Annotated in this window: 15 protein-coding genes; 12 read left to right on the top strand and 3 right to left on the bottom strand. The window is 65.3% G+C overall.

Annotation, left to right across the window (positions count from 1 at the left end; genetic code table 11):
• Positions 1 to 201: 201 nt before the first annotated feature.
• The 5 genes from ACVRRC_RS13115 to ACVRRC_RS13095 all read left to right on the top strand — a co-directional run bounded on the left by ACVRRC_RS13115 (position 202) and on the right by ACVRRC_RS13095 (position 5,789).
• Positions 202 to 1,089 (top strand): NAD(P)-dependent oxidoreductase, encoded by an 888-nt coding sequence (locus ACVRRC_RS13115; protein WP_013983590.1) that lies wholly within the window; start codon positions 202 to 204, stop codon positions 1,087 to 1,089.
• On the top strand, positions 1,086 to 1,868 hold the full coding sequence (locus tag ACVRRC_RS13110; RefSeq protein ID WP_472997098.1) for a hydroxypyruvate isomerase family protein: 783 nt from the start codon (positions 1,086 to 1,088) through the stop codon (positions 1,866 to 1,868). The genes ACVRRC_RS13115 and ACVRRC_RS13110 overlap by 4 nt, the downstream gene beginning before the upstream one ends.
• 120 nt (positions 1,869 to 1,988) lie before the next feature.
• Positions 1,989 to 3,335, top strand: coding sequence for a spinster family MFS transporter (locus ACVRRC_RS13105; RefSeq protein WP_013983588.1), 1,347 nt, complete (start codon positions 1,989 to 1,991; stop codon positions 3,333 to 3,335).
• A 160-nt stretch (positions 3,336 to 3,495) separates the two neighbouring features.
• Positions 3,496 to 4,761: an Hsp70 family protein gene (locus ACVRRC_RS13100; RefSeq protein WP_014597360.1), complete on the top strand. Its 1,266-nt coding sequence runs from the start codon at positions 3,496 to 3,498 to the stop codon at positions 4,759 to 4,761.
• A 104-nt stretch (positions 4,762 to 4,865) separates the two neighbouring features.
• Positions 4,866 to 5,789 (top strand): CHAD domain-containing protein, encoded by a 924-nt coding sequence (locus ACVRRC_RS13095; RefSeq protein WP_081104925.1) that lies wholly within the window; start codon positions 4,866 to 4,868, stop codon positions 5,787 to 5,789.
• A 60-nt stretch (positions 5,790 to 5,849) separates the two neighbouring features.
• On the opposite strand, the gene rapA is transcribed toward ACVRRC_RS13095, so the two are convergent.
• On the bottom strand, positions 5,850 to 8,699 hold the full coding sequence (gene rapA / locus ACVRRC_RS13090; protein WP_472997097.1) for an RNA polymerase-associated protein RapA: 2,850 nt from the start codon (positions 8,697 to 8,699) through the stop codon (positions 5,850 to 5,852).
• Positions 8,700 to 8,848: 149 nt separating this feature from the next.
• Here rapA and ACVRRC_RS13085 point away from each other — a divergent pair, with 149 nt between their 5' ends.
• From ACVRRC_RS13085 to ccoM, 4 genes are all read left to right on the top strand, one after another.
• Positions 8,849 to 9,145, top strand: coding sequence for a hypothetical protein (locus ACVRRC_RS13085; RefSeq protein WP_011914069.1), 297 nt, complete (start codon positions 8,849 to 8,851; stop codon positions 9,143 to 9,145).
• A gap of 1 nt (position 9,146) precedes the next feature.
• Positions 9,147 to 9,770, top strand: coding sequence for an alpha-ketoglutarate-dependent dioxygenase AlkB family protein (locus tag ACVRRC_RS13080; RefSeq protein WP_061374225.1), 624 nt, complete (start codon positions 9,147 to 9,149; stop codon positions 9,768 to 9,770).
• Positions 9,760 to 9,897, top strand: a complete 138-nt coding sequence (locus ACVRRC_RS13075; RefSeq protein WP_472997096.1) for a hypothetical protein — start codon at positions 9,760 to 9,762, stop codon at positions 9,895 to 9,897. Before ACVRRC_RS13080 ends, ACVRRC_RS13075 begins: the two co-directional genes overlap by 11 nt.
• 288 nt (positions 9,898 to 10,185) lie before the next feature.
• Entirely contained in the window at positions 10,186 to 10,296 is a 111-nt protein-coding gene (ccoM, locus tag ACVRRC_RS13070) for a cytochrome c oxidase subunit CcoM (protein WP_011914065.1), read from the top strand.
• A gap of 69 nt (positions 10,297 to 10,365) precedes the next feature.
• On the opposite strand, the gene pulA is transcribed toward ccoM, so the two are convergent.
• Positions 10,366 to 13,485 (bottom strand): pullulanase-type alpha-1,6-glucosidase, encoded by a 3,120-nt coding sequence (gene pulA, locus ACVRRC_RS13065; protein WP_472997095.1) that lies wholly within the window; start codon positions 13,483 to 13,485, stop codon positions 10,366 to 10,368.
• Between the two features lie 237 nt (positions 13,486 to 13,722).
• Positions 13,723 to 14,193 (bottom strand): MaoC family dehydratase, encoded by a 471-nt coding sequence (locus tag ACVRRC_RS13060; RefSeq protein WP_011914063.1) that lies wholly within the window; start codon positions 14,191 to 14,193, stop codon positions 13,723 to 13,725.
• 273 nt (positions 14,194 to 14,466) lie between these two features.
• On the opposite strand from ACVRRC_RS13060, the gene fadD2 reads away from it, so the two are divergent.
• From fadD2 to ACVRRC_RS13045, 3 genes are all read left to right on the top strand, one after another.
• Positions 14,467 to 16,155, top strand: coding sequence for a long-chain-fatty-acid--CoA ligase FadD2 (gene fadD2, locus ACVRRC_RS13055; protein WP_472997092.1), 1,689 nt, complete (start codon positions 14,467 to 14,469; stop codon positions 16,153 to 16,155).
• Positions 16,156 to 16,378: 223 nt separating this feature from the next.
• The gene (gene fadD1, locus ACVRRC_RS13050) at positions 16,379 to 18,070 is read left to right on the top strand and encodes a long-chain-fatty-acid--CoA ligase FadD1 (protein WP_014597354.1); all 1,692 of its coding nucleotides are present in this window, start codon (positions 16,379 to 16,381) and stop codon (positions 18,068 to 18,070) included.
• Between the two features lie 175 nt (positions 18,071 to 18,245).
• The gene (locus ACVRRC_RS13045; protein WP_472997091.1) at positions 18,246 to 19,931 is read left to right on the top strand and encodes a methyl-accepting chemotaxis protein; all 1,686 of its coding nucleotides are present in this window, start codon (positions 18,246 to 18,248) and stop codon (positions 19,929 to 19,931) included.
• Positions 19,932 to 20,111 lie beyond the last annotated feature (180 nt).

Here is a 20,111-nt window from a genome sequence, read left to right as displayed (position 1 = left end):
GCGCGAGGCGATGCCTCGGGGCCTCCTTCAGAGGCGCTTGAAGGCGGATCGTTCCGGTTGGTCGGGCAAAATGCTGGATTGCGTTTGATGACATTGTGACATTGCGCGGTCGCATGGGGCGGCGCTGCTGCGCCTCGCGCCATGGCCGGATACGCCGGGGCGGGGCTAGAATCGGCCATTCGTTCACCAAGGAGCCGTCTCATGTCCGATCTGCCAACCATTGCCTTCGCCGGGATCGGCCTGATGGGCCTGCCGATGTGTCGACGCCTGCTGGCGGCCGGGTATCGTCTGGTGGTGTGGAATCGCTCGTCGGCGAAGTGCCAGCCACTGGTCGATCTGGGCGCCAGGGCCGTGGCGACCCCCGCCGAGCTGTGCGCCGAGGCCGATGTCGTGCTGCTTTGCCTGGCCGACACCGCCGCCGTGCGCGAGGTGCTGTTCGGCAAGGGGGGGGTCGCCGAGGGCGGCAAGGCCGGCAAGCTGCTGGTCGACCATTCCAGCCTGGAACCCACCGCGACCCGGGATATGGCGGCAGAGCTGGAGTTTCGCTGTGGCATGCGCTGGGTCGATGCACCGGTCTCCGGCGGCACTGCCGGCGCGGAAGCCGGCACGCTGGCGATCATGGCTGGCGGCCGTGCCGAGGATGTCGAGCGGGTGCGGCCGATTCTGATGAACCTCGGCCAGCGTCTGACACACATGGGCGAGGTGGGCGCCGGGCAGGTGACCAAGGTCTGCAACCAGATGATCGTCGCCTGCAATGCCCTGGTGATCGCCGAGGTGGTGGCGCTGGCCGAGCGCGCCGGGGTCGATGCCAGCCTGCTGGCGCCGGCACTGGCGGGCGGTTTCGCTGACTCCAGACCGCTGCAGATCCTCGCTCCGCAGATGGCAGCGAGTGAGTTCGAGCCGGTGAAATGGCACGTGCGCACCTTGCTCAAGGATCTCGACACCGCAGTGAAACTGTCCCGTGAGCAGGGGGCGGCGACGCCCTTGAGCGGTCTGGCCGCGCAGTTGATGCGCCTGCACGGCAGCCAGGGCAACCTGGAACGCGATCCGGCAACGCTGGTGCAGATGTACCGGGAGGGCGACCAGTGAAGATCGCGGCCAACCTCTCGCTGCTGTTCACCGAACTGCCGTTGATCGAGCGCATCCTCGCGGCCCGCGCCGCCGGCTTCGATGGTGTGGAGATCCAGTTCCCCTACGAAGTCCCGGCCATCCGGCTGAAGGACCAACTCGAGCGCGCCGGCCTGCCGCTGGTGCTGATCAACCTGCCGGCCGGCGACCTGATGCAGGGCGGCCCCGGGCTGGCGGCGGTACCGGAGAGGCAGGACGCCTTTGATGCCGCCCTGCAGGAGGCGCTGAACTACGCGCTCATGGTGCGCCCGGCCTGCGTCAACGTGCTGCCGGGGCGCCTGGCCGAGGGTGTCGAACGCGAACTGGCGCTGGAGACCCTGGAGCGCAACCTGTGGAAGACCGCCGATGCCTTCGAGCTGCTCGGCATCCGCGTGCTCTGCGAGGCGATCAACCCGCTGGACATGCCGGGATTTCTGATCAACAGCGCGGCCGACCTGCTTGCGCTGCTGGAGCGGGTCGAGCACCCCAACTGCATGGCGCAGCTGGACTTCTACCATATGGCCCGTCAGGGGCTGGACCTGCCGGACTGCATCGCCCGGCTGGCCGGGCGCATCGGTCATGTGCAGTTTGCCGATTGCCCCGGGCGCGGCGCGCCCGGTACCGGCGAGGTGGACTTCCCGGCGGCGCTGCAGGCGCTGCAGGCCGGCGGCTACCAGGGCTGGCTGGGCGCCGAATACAAGCCGGGCGAGCAGTGCAGCGAGGCCAGCCTCGGCTGGCTCGCCGAATGGCGCGCCCGCTGAACCATCGCGCGGCATAAGCGAGGCTGATGTTCGGAGACAGGAGCAGGCACAGACTCTAGAGTCATGGTCGAGTCCCGGCTGGTCTGCGGCCGGAATATAAGAACAATCGAGACCGACGTCATGCAGCCTTCTACCCAAGCTTCCAACGCCTGGCGCGTGCTGTTTCTGCTGTTTCTGGCGAATCTGTTCAACTTCTTCGATCGCACCATCCCGGCCATCATCGCCGAGCCGATCCGGCTGGAGTGGAGCCTCAACGACTTCCAGCTCGGCCTGATCGGCACCGCCTTCACCATCGTCTACGCCATTGCCGGCCTGCCGCTGGGGCGCATGGCCGACCTCGGCTCGCGGCGCAAGATCATGGGCTGGGGACTCACCGCCTGGAGCGGCCTGACGGCTATCAACGGGCTGGCCTGGAACTTCTGGAGCTTCCTGCTGATTCGCATGGGCATCGGTATCGGCGAGGCCAGCTACGCGCCGGCGGCCAACTCGCTGATCGGCGACCTGTTTCCGGCGCACAAGCGGGCCCGGGCCATGGGCATCTTCATGCTGGGCCTGCCGCTGGGGCTGCTGCTGGCCTTCTTCACCATCGGTTCCATGGTCGAGTTCTTCGGCAGCTGGCGTGCGCCCTTCTTCATCGCAGCGGTGCCCGGGCTGGTGCTGGCGGTGTTCATCTTCCTGATTCGCGAGCCCACACGCGGCGCGGCGGAGACCGTCAAGGTCTCGCAGGAACCCGTGCAGCAGCCGATCCGCAAGGTGCTGTCTATCCGGACCTTCTGGTGGCTGGTAATGGCCGGGCTGGCATTCAACTTCGCCACCTACGCCTGCAACGCTTTCATGGTGCCGTTGCTGATGCGCTATCACGGGGTTTCGCTGGTCAATGCCTCGGTCGCCACCGGTGTGATCGTCGGCCTGACCGGCCTGATCGGCCTGACCCTGGGCGGCTGGGTCGCCGATCGCATCCATCAGCGCTTCGCCCGCGGCCGGCTGATGTTCGCCGCGGTGAGCATGCTGATCGCCACGCTCGCGACCGGCTACGCGCTGCTCGCCGGGCGGATCGACGTGGGCCTGTTCGTTGCGGTCTTCAGCATCGGCTGGCTGTTCTCCTACAACTTCTATACCTGCGTCTACACCGCGATCCAGGACGTGGTCGAGCCGCGCCTGCGGGCCACGGCCATGGCGCTGTTCTTCGCCGGCTTGTACCTGCTCGGTGGTGGCATGGGCACGGTGGTGGTGGGGCTGCTCTCGGACCATTTCGCCGAAGCGGCGATGCTGGCGGCAGGGGCTGGCGAAATGGCCGAGGCGTTCCGCGCCGAAGGGCTGCACGGCGCGATGTACCTGATTCCGGCGTCCCTGCTGCTGACCATGGTGTTCCTGTTCCAGGCCTCACGGACCTTCTGTGCCGATGCCAAGCGCATGACGGCCGGAATGACTGCCGGGGCGCCTGGTGCGGAGGCGGTGCCTGCCTGACAGGGCGTTGCGTCATGGGGTTTGTGCCCGGACCAGTGATGGCCGGGCATTTTTTTTTGCGGGTAGAACCCTTGGCTGCGGCAGCCGACGATAGGCCTGCAAGCGGGTGCTACCTCCATTACACTGCGCGGCCGTTTTTTCTGTACCCGCGGACCACACCATGTTCAACGCTTCACCTGCCCGCGCCTGCGGCATCGATTTCGGCACCTCCAATTCCACGGTCGGCTGGTGGCGGCCGGATGTCGATCCGCTGATTGCACTGGAAGGTGACCAGCCGACGCTGCCCTCGGTGGTGTTCTTCAATCTCGAAGAGCGTCGCCCGGTCTACGGTCGCCAGGCGCTGGACGAGTACCTCGAAGGCTACGAGGGGCGACTGATGCGCTCGCTCAAGAGCCTGCTCGGCTCCAAGCTGCTGAAGAGCGAAACCACCGTGCTGGGCAGCGCCATGCCGTTCAAGGATATCCTCGGGCTGTTTCTCGGCACCCTCAAACAGCGGGCAGAAGCCGCGGCGGGCCGGCCTTTCGAGGAGGTCGTGCTGGGCCGGCCGGTGTTCTTCGTCGACGATGATCCGCAGGCCGACCGCGAGGCGTCCGAGACCCTGGCGGGGGCTGCGCGCAAGATCGGCTTCGGCGAGGTGTCCTTCCAGTACGAGCCGATCGCCGCGGCCTTCGACTACGAGTCGCGCATCGAGCGCGAGGAGCGCGTGCTGATCGTGGATATCGGCGGCGGTACCTCCGACTTCTCGCTGGTGCGCCTGTCGCCCGAGCGCCGTGCGGTGGACGACCGGCAGGCGGACATCCTCGCGACAGGCGGCGTGCATATCGGCGGCACCGACTTCGACAAGCAGCTCAGCCTGCACGGGGTGATGCCGCTGTTCGGCTATGGCAGCCGGATGAAAAGCGATGCACCGATGCCCACCAGCACCCACCTCAACCTCGCCACCTGGCACACCATCAACGCGGTCTACGCCCCGGCGTCGCAGCGCGCGCTGCAGAGCATGCGCTACGACATCGTCGATCCCACCGGCATCGATCGGCTGTTCCGCCTGATCGAGCAGCGCGCCGGCCACTGGCTGGCGATGCAGGTGGAGCAGGGCAAGATCGAGCTCACCGAGCAGCAGCGCTTCGCCATCGATTTTCAGCGCATCGAGCCGGATCTGCGGGTCGAGCTGAGCCGGCAGGGCTTCGAGAGCGCCATCGCCGCGCTGCTCGAACGCATCGGTGCCAGCATCAAGCAGCTGCTGGCCGATGCCGGGGTGCGTGCCGAGGAGGTCGACACGGTGTTTTTCACCGGCGGTTCCAGCGCCATTCCCGCGTTGCGCGACAGCGTCGCCGGGTTGCTGCCGCGGGCGCGCCATGTGGAGGGCAACCGCTTCGGCAGCATCGGCAGCGGGTTGGCCATCGAGGCGCGCAAGCGCTACGGTTGAGCCGGGCCGCAACGTCATTCGCTGACACAAAAACTTCACACTGACGGGTCAACGTCGGGTGCAGGCTGCGGGTCCCATTAACGGTGCTCAAGCGGAGCGTCTTCATGGAGAGCAATTCGATGGCCTATCGCATCCGACCTACTCGCAACGCCGCCAAGGAAGTGCGCAAGGCCGCCCTGCAGCGCATCGACAAGGCGATCCAGGCGCTTACGGTCGAGGCGGATGAGCGCGCGGAAGGGGTGCATCAGGCGCGCAAGCGCTTCAAGGAACTGCGAGCCCTGTTGCGGCTGGTACGCGAGCCGCTCGGTGCACGTTTCAAGCTCGACAACCGGCGGCTGCGCGACGTGGGGCGGCGCCTGGCCGAGTCCCGCGATGCCGCGGCGATGCTGGAAAGCTGGGACGCCCTGGCACGGGCCAACCAGCCACTGTTCGTCAGCGACGCGTTCCGCCAGATTCGCCTGCAACTGCAGCAGCGCGCCGCGCCGGATGGCGAGGTGCACGCGGATTTCGACGCGGAGCTGGCCGAAGTGCTGGGTGAGTTGCGTGCGCTGACCCAGGAAATGCAGCACTGGAAGCTGTCCGGCAAGGGCTTCGGGCTGCTCGCCAACGGGTTGCGCCGCACCTACAGCGACGGCGTGCGGGATCTGGCGCGGGCGGAACGGGATGCTTCGGACGAGCTGCTGCACGAGTGGCGCAAGCGGGTGAAGGATCATTGGTATCACTGCCAGCTGCTTTCGCCGTGCTGGCCGGACGCGCTGGAAAGCCGCGCCGATCAGCTCAAGCAGGTCGCCGATGCCCTGGGCGATGACCATGACCTGGCGATGATGGCCCAGCTGATGGGGCGCGAGCCCGATCTGTTCGGCGCGCCGGAGACTCGAGAACAGTTGCAGCGTTGTATCCAGCAGCGCCGCGAGCAGCTGCAGCAACGAGCGCTGCGCCTTGGCCGGCGGCTCTACGCCGAGGGGCCGAAGGCGCTGGTCACCCGAATGGCGGCCTACTGGTGCATCGCCCGGGCGGAGCGCGGTTAGCTTCGCACGTGGCCCTGGGGGCGGGCCTCAGCCCGCCGGTCAGGGCCGGAACGCGCCAGCTTATCCGGCAACCAGTACGCGTATCGCTTCCAGGCGCAGGGCGGCCTTTTCCAGTGCCGCCAGACCGTCCTCGCGTTGCTGGCGCAGCGCTTCGATTTCGCTGTCACGCACGCTCGGATTGACGGCCTGCAGGGCCACCAGTCGGGCAAGCTCTTCGTCCAGCCCGGCCTTGAGCTTGCGCTGGGCTTCGGCGACGCGTTCGACATGGCGCGGCTTGATCTTGGCCTCGGCGGCGGCGATCTGCGTGGCCAGCACGTCGCGCTGGGCCTGGACGAACTTGTTGGCGCTGGCGCGTGGCACGCTTTCCAGCTGATCGTTGAGCGTGTCGAAGGCCACCTTGGCCGCCAGGTCGTTGCCGTTGCCGTCGAGCAGGCAGCGCAGCGCCAGCGGCGGCAGGAAGCGGCTCAGCTGCAGGGCGCGCGGCGCCACCACCTCGCTGACGAACAACAGTTCGAGGAGCACGGTGCCCGGCTTGAGCGCCTTGTTCTTGATCAGCGCCACCGCGGTGTTGCCCATGGATCCGGACAGCACCAGGTCCATGCCGCCCTGCACCATGGGATGTTCCCAGGTGAGGAATTGCATGTCTTCGCGGGCCAGCGCCTGTTCGCGGTCGTAGGTGATGGTCACGGCCTCGTCGTCGCCCAGCGGGAAGCTGGCGTCCAGCATCTTTTCGCTGGGGCGCAGCACCAGGGCATTTTCCGAGTGGTCTTCACTGTCGATGCCGAACGCATCGAACAGCTGCTCCATGTAGATCGGCAGCGCGAACTGGTCGTCCTGCTCCTCGATGGCGTCCACCAGCGCCTTGCCCTGCTCGCCACCGCCGGAGTTGAGTTCCAGCAAACGGTCGCGGCCGGCATGCAGCTCGGCTTCCAGGCGCTCGCGCTCGGCGCGGGCTTCGTCGATCAGGCCCTGGAAGGTGTCGTCATCGCCATCTTCCAGCAGCGGCAGCAGGCGCGGGCCGAACTGATGTTGCAGGGCATTGCCGGTCGGGCAGGTGGCCAGGAAGGCGTTCAGCGCTTCGTGGTACCACTTGAACAGGCGCTCCTGCGGGCTGGTTTCCAGATAGGGCACGTGCAGCTGGATAGTGTGCTGCTGGCCGATACGGTCGAGGCGGCCGATGCGCTGCTCGAGCACGTCCGGATGAGCCGGCAGATCGAACAGCACCAAATGGTGGCTGAACTGGAAGTTGCGGCCTTCGCTGCCGATTTCCGAGCAGATCAGCACCTGCGCGCCGAACTCCTCGTCGGCGAAGTAGGCCGCGGCGCGGTCGCGTTCGAGGATGCTCATGCCTTCGTGGAATACCGTGGCCGGGATGCCGGAGCGCACGCGCAGCGCGTCCTCCAGATCCAGCGCAGTCTCGGCATGGGCGCAGATGACCAGCACCTTGTACTTCTTCAGCATCTTCAGGGTGTCGATCAGCCACTCGACACGCGGGTCGAACTGCCACCAGCGATTCTGCTCGTCGGCCGGTTCCTGCTGACTCTGGAAGGCGACTTCCGGATACAGCTCGGCGTGCTCGCCCAGCGGCAGCTCCATGTATTCGGCGGGGCAGGGCAGCGGGTAGGGGTGCAGCTGGCGCTCGGGAAAGCCCTGCACGGCGGCGCGCGTATTGCGGAACAGCAGGCGGCCGGTGCCGTGACGGTCGAGCAGCTCGCGGATCAGCCGACTGCTGGCCTCGATATCGCCATCGGTGGCGGCGGCGAGCAGGGCTTCGCCTTCGGCGCCGAGGAAATCATGGATGGTCTGATGAGCCTGCTGCGAGAGACGACCCTCGTCGAGCAGTTCCTGCACGGCTTCGGCCACTGGCTGGTAGCTGGAGCTCTCGGCGCGGAAGGCGTCGAGGTCGTGAAAGCGATTCGGGTCGAGCAGGCGCAGACGGGCGAAGTGGCTGTCCAGGCCCAGCTGTTCCGGGGTCGCGGTCAGCAGCAGCACGCCGGGGATCACTTCCGCCAGCTGTTCGACCAGCCGGTATTCGGCGCTGGCACTTTCCGGGTGCCAGACCAGATGGTGCGCCTCGTCCACCACCAGCAGGTCCCAGCCGGCGGCGAAGGCGGCATCCTGGGCGCGCTCGTCTTCCTTCAGCCACTCCAGCGACACCAGCGCCAGTTGGGTGTCTTCGAACGGGTTGCTGGCATCGCTCTCAATGAAGCGCTCGGCATCGAACAGCGCGACTTCCAGATTGAAGCGGCGACGCATTTCCACCAGCCATTGGTGCTGGAGGTTTTCCGGAACCAGGATCAGCACCCGGCTGGCGCGGCCGGAGAGCAGCTGGCGATGGATGATCAGGCCGGCTTCGATGGTCTTGCCCAGGCCCACCTCGTCTGCCAGCAGCACGCGGGGGGCGATGCGGTCGGCGACCTCCTTGGCAATGTGCAGTTGGTGCGCGATGGGCTGTGCACGCACGCCACCCAGGCCCCACAGCGAGGACTGCAGCTGGGCACTCTGGTGCTGCAGGGTGTGGTAGCGCAGGCTGAACCAGGCCAGCGGGTCGATCTGGCCGGCGAAGAGGCGGTCGCTGGCCAGGCGGAACTGGATGAAGTTCGACAGCTGGGTTTCCGGCAGGGTGCGGGCTTCGTTCTGCGCGGTCAGACCGTGATAGACCAGCAGGCCATCGACGTCATCGACCTCGCGCACGGTCATCTTCCAACCTTCGAAGTGGGTGATCTCGTCTCCCGGGACGAAGCGTACGCGGGTCAGTGGCGCACTGCGCGTCGCATACTGGCGGGTTTCGCCGGTCGCCGGGTAAAGCACGGTGAGCATCCGTCCATCCTGAGTGAGGATGGTTCCGAGGCCGAGTTCCGCCTCGCTGTCGCTGATCCAGCGTTGCCCCGGTAGATACTGCTGCGCCATGCTGCCTCCCGCTGTGAAAAAGCCGGCTATGGTAACGGAACGTCGCCGGGAGAGCGACGCCGATGGCGACTGCTCGACGCATGAAGTGTAGCGGTCCTGTTAAAGTTGACCGGTGCCGCGCCGACTCACAGGTAAGGAGGGCCATCAGCATGCTGCCACCCATTCCAACCGGCGTGATTCCGGTTGCCGCCCAGCAGGACGTGGTCAAGCCACGCCCCGAGGTGGCGCCGGTAACACCCGTACAGGCGAGCTCCGACGAAAGCGCCGTCACGCTCGACCGCCGGCATCCGCAGGAGAGCGCGGAAATGCTGCGCGACGAGCAACGGCGGCGGCAGCGTCGCGGCTATACCCCGGAGGAGCTGGCCAAGGGCGAGACCGACGAGCAGGATCAGGCCGCGCTCGAAGAACTGCCGCGCCAAGGGCTCTGGGTCGATGTCGAGGTCTGATGTGCCTGCGAGCGGCCCGCGCCATGTTCCATCGATCGAGCTGCCCGATGCAGCGCTGGACTACCGAGCGGACTGGGTTGACAGCGATACCGCCGATGCCTGGCTGCAGGAGCTGATCCTCGCCACGCCCTGGACGCAGCCGGAGATACGCCTCTACGGCCGCCAGGTCGCGGTGCCGCGCCTGGTGGCCTGGTACGGTGATTCGCAGGCAGCGTATCGCTATTCCGGCCTGCAGCATGAGCCGCTGGCCTGGACACCGCTGTTGCAGGAGGTCCGTCAGCGTCTGGAGCGCGAAACGGGGCATCGCTTCAATGGCGTGTTGCTCAACCTGTATCGCGACGGCGGCGATGCCATGGGCTGGCACAGTGACGACGAAGGCGAGCTGGGCCGCAATCCTGTCGTGGCATCGTTGAGCCTGGGAGCCGAGCGGCGCTTCGACCTGCGGCGCAAGGGCAGTGGACGGATTCAGCATTCGCTGCTTCTGGGACATGGTTCGTTGCTGGTCATGAGTGGCGCCACGCAGCATCATTGGCAACATCAGATCGCGCGGACCAGCAAGGTATCGCAGCCGCGTCTCAACCTGACATTTCGCCTGATCCACCGAGACCAACCACATGAGCAGTGACGAGAACCTGATCGATTTCAGCGCCGAACGTGCCCGCCGCATTCACGACCTGAACGACAAGCGACTCGAGGAGATGCGCAAGACCTTCGAGCAGGTCCTGCCGCTTGGCAAGCCGAAGAAGAAGTAGAAGGGCAAGAAGCCCTCGAAGAAACGCTGAACGTCACTCACTCCCACCTATCTCCGTTTCATACCGTTTCGTTATTAGTACCCAATGCCGCTATTCGCGCTGCATGCGCTCGGCGGCGGAATCGCCCCCGTTTCGTTCCTGATACCCCCGTTTTCTTGACCTGGATCAGTCGTTGCGCGCGCCTGGGATCGGCATCTTGCGGCCATTGACGCGGGTCAATTTTTTCCCGGTCGCCCGGGTTTACCTTGAACCCATCGAACAGCGAATCAGGTTTCGGAGGTAGGTCTCATGTTTGTCGATAATGTGGTGCTCGCAGGGGTGGTCACGGTCGGCCTGATGGTCGCCTTCCTCGGAGGCTTCGGATATTTCATCTGGAAGGACGCGCACAAGAAGCGCTGAGTTCTTCCAGATTCAAAGAGCACGCAAGGCATTTAGGCGACCTATGGTCGCCTTTTTTTTGCGCGCGATTTATCGACGGGTCTGGGGCTGGATGAACACCGTCGTCGTGAACGCCGGAACCTCGAACATCCCATTGCTTACCGTTGCCTGGCGGTTGATCGGGTCGACCGAGGCTTTGAGCACCGGATGCAACCGATAGCCATCGGCGGCCGGCAGGCGAACCCGCTTGTCCGATGCATTGATTACCACCATCAAAGCGCTGTAGCGGCGGTCCAGGTCGCGCCCCTCGCGCGGGTTATCCGCCAGGCTAAAGGCGATCACTCCAGGCAGCTGTTCAGGCCCGGTATTGTGGAATTGCAGGCGCCGTTGCACCTCGCGGGCGCTGTCGAGCTGGAACAGCTGGCTATCGCTGCGAATCTTCAGCAGCTCGAGAAAACGTCGTTTCGCCGCGACGATGTCGGTGGTGCCCGGTTTGGCCTGTGGGTCGACGATGATCCTGCGAATCAGCGGCCAGTTGTCGCCGTCCTTGTCCGCGCGTGGCAAGCCCTTGTTCCAGTTGTTGTCCTGGTAGCTGAAATCCACCGCGTTGAACCAGTCCCCCGAGTCGTAGCTGTCGCGCTGCATGGACTTTGAACGCAGGATGTCGGAGCCGAGATGAATGAACGGCACGCCCTGACTGAACAGCGGCACCGACAGCGCCACCAGGTGTAGACGGACCCGGTCGGCAACCGACAGGCTGCTGGCGAACTTGTACTGGTTGTTGTCCCACAGCGTCTGGTTGTCGTGCTTGGAGACGTAGTTGACGGTTTCCTGCGGGTCCAGCGTATAGCCGGCGGGCTGGCCGTTGTAGTCGATCTCGCTGCCCTTGCGCGTGCTGCCGTCGGCGGTGACGAACTGGAAATCGCGCAGCCCGCCGGCGATGCCGACGCGGATCAGATCGGCGGCGTGCAGCAGTTGCGCTTTTTCCTGAGCCCCGGCGCCGCTCAGCTCGTTGGGTCGCAGGTAAAGCCCGTTGGCGAAGCCCTGGTTGCTACGGATGCTGTCGCCGCCATCGAAGGGGCTGCCGCCGCGTACCGCATCACGCTGTCGATCGTTGAATGTGCCGACACCGGTACCAGCCATGTTCAGCTGGTTGGCATTGATGCCGCGCGCATTGCCGGCGACCTCGCCGAATTCCCAGCCTTCACCGTAGAAATAGGTCTCGCGATCGATGCGGCGGACCGCGCGATACGCATCGACGATCTGCTCGCGCATGTGGTGACCCATGAGATCGAAGCGAAAACCGGCGATCTTGTAGTCGCGGGCCCAGACCTTCAGCGAGTCGATCATCAGCTTGGCCATCATGCGGTGCTCGCTGGCGGTGTTCTCGCAGCAGGTCGAGGTTTCGACCGCGCCGGTGGTGGGGTTGCGGCGGTGGTAGTAACCGGGCACGACCTTGTCCAGAACCGATTTGTCAGCCAGGCCGGAGGCGTTGGTGTGGTTGTAGACCACGTCCATCACCGTGGCCAGGCCGTTACCGGCCAAGGCCTGCACCATCTGGCGGAACTCGATGATGCGCTGCACGCCTTCGGCATTGCTGGCGTAGCTGCCCTCGGGCGCGGTGAAGTGGAAGGGGTCGTAGCCCCAGTTGAAGTCATCCAGCCCGCGCAAGTCGTTGTACAGTGACTGCGCCTGGCCGCTGGCCGGGTCGAAGCCCTGCAGCACCTGGCGGATGCTTGCCGCGCTGCAGTATTGCGCCCAGCGCTGGCGGGCCTGGTCCGAGAGGTCGCAGAGCTTGGCGAAGGGATCGTCGAGGTTGATCCGCCGGGCGGGGTCTTCGTCGATGGTCGCGATGTCGAACACCGGCAGCAGCTGGACGTGGGTGAGCCCGGCCTTCTGCAGGTCGCGCAGGTGCCGCATGCCGTTGCTGTCAGGTCGGGTAAACGCGGCGTAGGTGCCGCGCAGCGCGGCCGGCAGGCTGGCGTCGCTGGCACTGAAATCGCGCAGGTGGGTTTCGTAGATCACGCTCGCTTCAGGGCGCTCCGGGCGTGGCGGACGCACCGCATCCCAGCCGGCGGGCTTGAGATCATCGGCATTCAGGTCGACCACCTGGGCGTACTGGCTGTTGCGTGACAGGCTCAGGGCGTAGGGGTCGCTGACCAGCGTCGTCTCGATCCTGCCGGTGCTGGGGCGGTAGGCGGTGACTTCGTACTGGTAGTACTGCCGATCCAGCGAACGCGGACCTTCCAGGCTCCAGACGCCGAGTCGCTCCCGCATAGGCTTGGGGTATCCCGGTAGCAGCCGTTTGGACGCATCGAACACATGCAGGCGAACCCGCTGTGCGGTCGGTGCCCAGAGCTTGAAGGACACACCTCTGCCATCGAGCGTTGCACCCAGCTCACCGTTGTAGGCGAACAGCATGTCGAGGATGCCGGCGGTCTGCACTTCGGTGGCATCGATAACCCGGTCGTCCGCGTCATAGGCGACCACCACCAGTTGGCTCATCACGGCGCGACGCAGGGCATGTGCGCTGGCCTTGATCCGGTACGCCGGGGCATCGGCCAGATGCGGGTGCTGGCGCTTGAGGCCGTTGCGCAGGCTGGCCGGTTGCATCGCCAGCGCCTGTCCGCCGCTGACGGTACGCGCCTCGCTGTCGATGCGAATGCTGGCATCGTGGGCATAGCGCAGCTCGACGCGGCTGGCGCCCGGAGCGCCGCCCACCAGCGCAAGCGTGAACGGATCGAGCCAGTGCGCACGGGCGCCCTTGATCGCCACGGCGCTGCCGCTTATTGGCGTGCTGGACAATTGCGGGTTGCCGCTGACCGTGAAGACGCGACGGCCGAGTTCGTCGAAGCGCCAGACCAGGTCGGTACCGCCCAGATCCTTCTCGTCGCCCTTGTGCATGATCAGGTTCAGGCAGCTGGCGTCGGCGCTGAGTGGGATGCGGTAGAGCGCGCCATGCTCCGGGTCGGTCTCCGCCGCCGCGAGCGGTTGCGTCCAGCTGGTTTCGGTCGCACTGCCGCTGCAGTCGGCGGTGTTCCACAGGTGCGGGCCCCAGCCGTTGTAGTCGCCGTCGGCGCGTTGGTAGTAGAGCAGGGCCTCGTCCGCGCCAGGGTCGAGCGGAACAGCCGAAGCGGATGGCACGGCCAGCGGCAAGCCGCCGAGGAGCAGCGCCGCCAGGCGCCAGTGAGCGATCGAGCGAATGAGCATGGGTGAGGGTCCCGTTGTTGTTCTTTTTGTACTGCTCGCTGGATGGTCGACGCGCGTGATCGGATCGGCATCCTTCCAGCGGGAAGTGCACGGGGGCGTAGCCAAAGGCCGTAATAGCCTTGTGCCTGTCCCCCGTCCGGGGCCGGCTCCCTGCCGACAGGCGCGGTAGAAATGAAGAGGGCGCCGCTCGGGCGCCCTCCATCTGCCGTCGCCAACCGGTGGCGAACCTGGAAATACTCAGCCGATGGAAATCGGCGGCAGCTCCTTCAGTTCGACGGTTTCCTGCTTGCGCGGGGCGAGCACTTCGGCTTCGCCGTCGACCACCAGTTCGTCGTTCTGGTTGAACACCCGGGTGGCGATGCGCACGCGGTTCTTTGGCAGCTTCTCGAGAATTTCCAGGCGCACGGTCAGCGTGTCGTTGATCTTCACCGGACGGGTGAACTTCATGGTCTGGCCCAGGTAGATGGTGCCTGGGCCAGGCATGGTGCAGGCGACCGCGGCGCTGATCAGCGCGCCGCTGAACATGCCATGGGCGATGCGCTCCTTGAACAGGGTACCGGCAGCGAACTCGGCATCCAGGTGCACCGGGTTGCGATCACCGGACATCGCGGCGAACAGCTGGATGTCCTTTTCCTCGACGTGTTTTTCGTAGCTCGCTTGCTGACCGACCTCCAGGTCGGCGTAAGGCGTGTTGCTGATCGTGCTCATGGATTGTCCTCAGGCTGGTCGGCGCACCGGATGCTGCGCCCGATGGATCGAAGCGGCTCGCGCGATCCGAGCTGGCCGGTGCCGCGCGCTGGGGCTGCATTCTAGAGGCATGGGCTGCGCTTGTCCCGGCGCCGGACCGCGTGATGCCGTGATGAAAGATTCACAGCGGTGATTAATGCGGCTCGGGCTGTTGCGCCGCGACGCCGACCTGCTAAGTTCGCCAGAGCCCGCTGTGCGTGGGCCAGACACTCTCAGGTAAAGAGGCCAATAACAATGCAGCCTGAATTCTGGAATGACAAACGCCCTGCCGGCGTGCCCAACGACATCGATCTCGCTGCCTATCGCTCGGTCGTGGAGGTGTTCGAGCGCGCCTGCAAGGCGCACGCCGACCGCCCGGCGTTCAGCAACATGGGCGTGACCCTCAGCTATTCCGATCTGGAACGTTACTCCGCCGCGTTCGCCGCCTGGCTGCAGCACCACACCGATCTGCAGCCCGGTGATCGCATCGCCATCCAGATGCCCAACCTGCTGCAGTACCCGGTCGCGGTGTTCGGCGCGCTGCGTGCGGGGCTCATCGTGGTCAACACCAACCCGTTGTATACCGCGCGGGAGATGCGCCACCAGTTTCAGGATTCCGGCGCGCGGGCGCTGGTGTACCTCAATACGTTCGGCAACCACGTGCAGGAGGTGCTGGCCGACACCGTCATCGAGCACCTGATCGAGGTGCAGATCGGCGACATGCTGCCGACGTTGCGCGGGGCGCTGGTCAATGCGGCGGTCAAGCATCTGAAGAAAATGGTGCCCGACTACAGCCTGCCGCAGGCCGTCGCCTTCAAGAACCTGCTGCGCGACGGCGCGCGCCACAGCCTGAAGCCGACGCCGCTCAGCCTGGATGACATCGCTGTGCTGCAGTACACCGGCGGCACCACGGGGGTGGCCAAGGGCGCAATGCTGACCCACGGCAACCTGGTGGCCAACATGCAGCAGGTGCGGGCCAACATGCAGCAGCTCGACGCCCAGGGTCACCCGGTGATCCGCGAAGGCCAGGAGGTGATGATCGCGCCACTGCCGCTGTATCACATCTATGCCTTCACGGTTAATTGCATGTGCATGATGGTCACCGGCAACCACAACGTGCTGATCACCAACCCGCGAGATATCAATGGCTTCGTCAAGGAGCTGCAGCGCTGGCAGTTCTCCGCCTTCCTCGGCCTCAACACCTTGTTCGTCGCGCTGATGGCCCATCCGCAGTTCAAGAAGGTCGACTTCTCCCGCCTCAAGGGCACCAATTCGGGCGGCACCGCGCTGGTTTCGGCGGTGGCCGAGCGCTGGAAGAACATGACCGGCTGCACCGTCGTCGAAGGCTACGGGCTGACCGAGACGTCGCCGGTGGTCTGCGCCAATCCTCACGGCGAGCATTCGCGGCTGGGTACCGTCGGCCTGCCGGTGCCCGGCACCACGCTGAAAGTCATCGACGACGAGGGCAATGCCCTGCCGCTGGGCGAGCGCGGCGAGTTGTGCGTGAAGGGACCGCAGGTGATGAAGGGCTACTGGCAGCGCCCCGAGGCGACGGCGGAAGTGCTAGACGAAGAGGGCTGGCTGCGAACCGGTGACATCGCCGTGATCGACCAGGACGGTTTCGTCAGCATCGTCGACCGCAAGAAGGACCTGATCATCGTCTCGGGCTTCAATGTCTATCCCAACGAGATCGAGGACGTGGTGATGGCTCATCCCAAGGTGGCAGCCTGCGCCGCCATCGGCGTGGCGGACGAGAAATCCGGCGAGGCGGTCAAGTTGTTCGTCGTACCGAGCGACCCGACGCTGACCCAGGAAGAACTGCACGCCTACTGCCGGGAGAATTTCACCGGATACAAGATGCCGCGCCATTACGTGTTCCGCGATGCATTGCCCATGACACCGGTCGGCAAGATCCTGCGCCGGGAGCTGCGCGAAAGCGCCTGATGGCGCGAGCACGGCGCCTGTCGCAGACAAGGAATGAAGTGACCGGGATATTTGTTCCGGTCACTTTATGTCGAAAGCCTCCTTCGCGGACTCTATTCGCTCCCCTGCAAAGCTGCTAACCTCGGGAACGCTTTTTGCCCGATCAGCGGTACAAAAGTTAACAAATCACAACAAAACAGCTGCCATCGCGCAGTGATAAAGCGGTTGCTTAGGAGTGGGGTTCATGACCGATAACTTCTGGAAGGATAAGTATCCTGTTGGGGTCGCCAGCGAGATCAATCCCGACGAGTACCAGAACATCCAGGCTGTGCTCAAACAGTCGTGCGAGCGCTTCGCGGACAAGCCGGCGTTCAGCAATCTCGGCAAGACCCTGACCTACGGTGAGCTGTACAAGCTGTCCGGCGATTTCGCCGCCTACCTGCAGCAGAACACCGATCTCCAGCCTGGCGACCGCATCGCGGTGCAGCTGCCCAACCTCATCCAGTATCCCATCGTGGTGTTCGGCGCCATGCGCGCCGGGCTCATCGTGGTCAACACCAACCCGCTGTACACCGCGCGGGAGATGGAACACCAGTTCAACGACGCCGGCGCCAAGGCGCTGGTCTGCCTGGCCAACATGGCGCACCTGGCCGAGGAAGTGCTGCCCAAGACCGGCATCAAGCACGTCGTCATCACCGAAGTCGCCGACATGCTGCCGCCGCTCAAGCGCATGCTGATCAACGCGGTGGTCAAGCACGTGAAGAAGATGGTGCCGGCCTACAGCCTGCCGAAAGCGGTGAAGCTCAACGATGCCCTGGCGCTCGGCCGCGGCAAGGCGGTGCGCGAAGCGTCGCCCAAGAGCGAAGACGTGGCCGTGCTGCAGTACACCGGCGGCACCACCGGCGTGGCCAAGGGCGCCATGCTGACGCACCGCAACATCGTTGCCAACATGCTGCAGTGCAAGGCGCTGATGGGCGCGAACCTCAATGACGGCAGCGAAGTGCTGATCGCGCCGTTGCCGCTCTATCACATCTACGCCTTCACCTTTCACTGCATGGCGATGATGCTCAGCGGCAACCACAACATCCTGATCTCCAATCCGCGCGATCTGCCGGCGATGATCAAGGACCTGGGCAAGTACCGCTTCAGCGGCTTCGTCGGGCTCAACACCCTGTTCGTCGCGCTGTGCAACAGCGAAGACTTCCGCAAGCTCGATTTCTCGGCGCTCAAGGTCACCCTGTCGGGCGGGATGGCGCTGCAGCTGGCCACGGCCGAGCGCTGGAAGCAGGTCACCGGCTGTCCGATCTGCGAAGGCTACGGCCTCACCGAAACCAGTCCGGTGGCCTCGGTCAACCCCATCGAGCACATCCAACTCGGCTCCATCGGCATTCCGGTGCCATCCACGCAGTTCAAGGTCATCAACGATGACGGCCAGGAGCTGGCGCAGGGCGAAATCGGCGAGCTGTGCATCAAGGGGCCGCAGGTGATGAAGGGCTACTGGCAGCGGCCGGAGGCCACGGACGAGGTGATCGACGCGGACGGCTGGTTCAAGACCGGCGATATCGGCGTCATCCAGGAAGATGGCTACATCCGCATCGTCGACCGCAAGAAGGACATGATCCTGGTGTCCGGCTTCAACGTGTATCCCAACGAGCTGGAAGATGTGCTGGCCAGCCTGCCGGGCGTATTGCAGTGCGCCGCCATCGGCGTGCCGGACGAGAAGTCCGGTGAGGCGATCAAGCTGTTCGTGGTGGTCAAGCCGGGCGAGAGCCTGACCAAGGAGCAGGTCATGCAGCACATGCACGACAACCTGACCGGCTACAAGCGGCCGCGCTATGTCGAGTTCCGCGAAAGCCTGCCGACCACCAACGTCGGCAAGATCCTGCGTCGCGAGCTGCGCGACGAGGAACTGCGCAAGCTGGGCCACAAGAAGTAAGCGCGCAGCGCCTACAAGAAACCCCGCCTCGGCGGGGTTTTTTCGTTTATGCGAACGGCGTTCATCGGCAGCAGCGGCCGTTCCCTTGAATTGGCATTTAGTCGCGTTCTTCTAGGCATGTAGTCGGTGGCACAATGGCACTACTTAACCGTGCTTTTTATAGGGGTTTGCCGACATGCTGTCCTCCTTACGTCTGCGGGCGAAGCTGCTCATGCTCGCGCTTGGCCCGATTCTGTTGCTGACCCTGATGCTCAGCGGGGTCTCGGTGCTACAGCTGCAGGATCTGGCCGACCAGCAGGAAGCGCAGACCCGCGCCAACCTGATTCGCGACCGCCGTGCCGAGCTCAAGCACTACGTCGAGCTGGCGCGCAACGCCATCGGGCCGATCTACGAACGCTCTGCCGAGGGCGACCTGCAGGCGCGCGACCAGGCGGTCGCCGTGTTCGAGCGGCTGAGCTATGGCAGCGAAGGCTATTTCTGGGGCTACGATGGTCAGTCACGCCGAGTGTTCCAGGGGGCCACGCGCGAGCGCATCGGCGAAAGCTTCGCGGACTACCGTGACCCGAACGGCGTCTACGCCATTCGCGAGCTGGTCAAGGCCGGGCAGGACGGCAGCCATTTCGTCGACTACAGCTTCGCCGTGCCGGGCAGCGATGCGCTGGTGCCCAAGGTGGGCTATGCGGAGCATCTGCCCAAGTGGAACCTGGTGTTCGGTACCTCGCTGAACCTGGATGACGTCGAGCGTGACGTGGTCGAAGCCCGCGCTGTGTTTCAGGCGCGTATCGACGGCCTGACCATGATCATGCTCGTCGCAGCGGCGCTGCTGCTGATCCTGATGGCCGGCCTCGCCATACTGATGAGCAACGCCATCCTGCGCCCGCTGCTGCAGATCAAGCAGAATCTGGACGACATGGCCCAGGGTGACGGCGATCTGACCCAGCGCCTGCCCGTGACCAGCCGCGACGAGCTGGGCGAACTGGCGACCTCCTTCAATCGCTTCGTCGAGAAGATTCATCTGCTGGTGCGCCAGGTTGCCGGTACCACCACGCAGCTGACCGGGCTGGTGAGCGCGGTGGCCAGCCAGGCGCAGCGCTCGGAGCAGGCCATGGCCGATCAGCGCAGCGAGACCGATCAGGTCGCCACGGCGATCAACGAGATGTCCGCCGCCGCCCACGAGGTGGCGATGAGCGCCCAGCGCGCGGCCGAGGCGGCGCGCGAGACCGATCAGCAGGGGCGCGCAGCCAAGCAGGTGGTGGATCAGAGCATCCAGCAGATCCACGAGCTGGTGGGCGAGCTGCGCGGCAGCGGCGAGTCGCTGGATGGCCTGCAGCAGGACGTGAAAGGCATCGTCGGCGTACTCGACGTGATCCGCGCCATCGCCGAGCAGACCAACCTGCTGGCGCTCAACGCCGCCATCGAGGCGGCCCGTGCGGGCGAGGCCGGACGTGGTTTCGCCGTGGTCGCCGACGAAGTTCGCGCGCTGGCCAGCCGCACCCAGCAGAGTACCGGCGAGATTCAGGGCATGATCGATCGGCTGCGCAACGCCACGTCCCACACCGTAGGCACCATGCTGCGCGCCGGCGAGAAAGGCGAGAGCACGCGCGAGCATGCCAATCATGCCGGTGAGTCGCTGGATGCGATCTCCGCGCTGATCGGCACCATCAATTCGATGAACGCGCAGATCGCCGCCGCCGCGGAGGAGCAGACCGCAGTGGCCGAGGAGATCAACCGCAGCGTGCACCATATCGCCGATGCGGTGGACGGCGTCGCCAGCGATGCCGCACAGGGCGCGCAGACGGCCCGCGAGCTCAACGGCCTGGCCGAGCAGCTGCAGCGGCTGGTGGCCCAGTTCCGCATCTGATCGTAGCGCTGCGTCCGCTCTAGGACGGGCCTTAGCGAAACCCTGCCCGGCAGGGTTTCGTCTTTTCCGGGGTCAAGAAAGGCGCTTTCGGGCCGATACCCAAGGCGTGCTGCGTCGTCGTCGCTTAAGCGACGCATGGATTCTGTCGCAGTCTTCTTGCTCAACCTTTCTACAGGGATC

Source organism: Stutzerimonas sp. LR2 (assembly GCF_055755175.1).
This window is presented reverse-complemented; position numbering and strand designations above follow the sequence as displayed.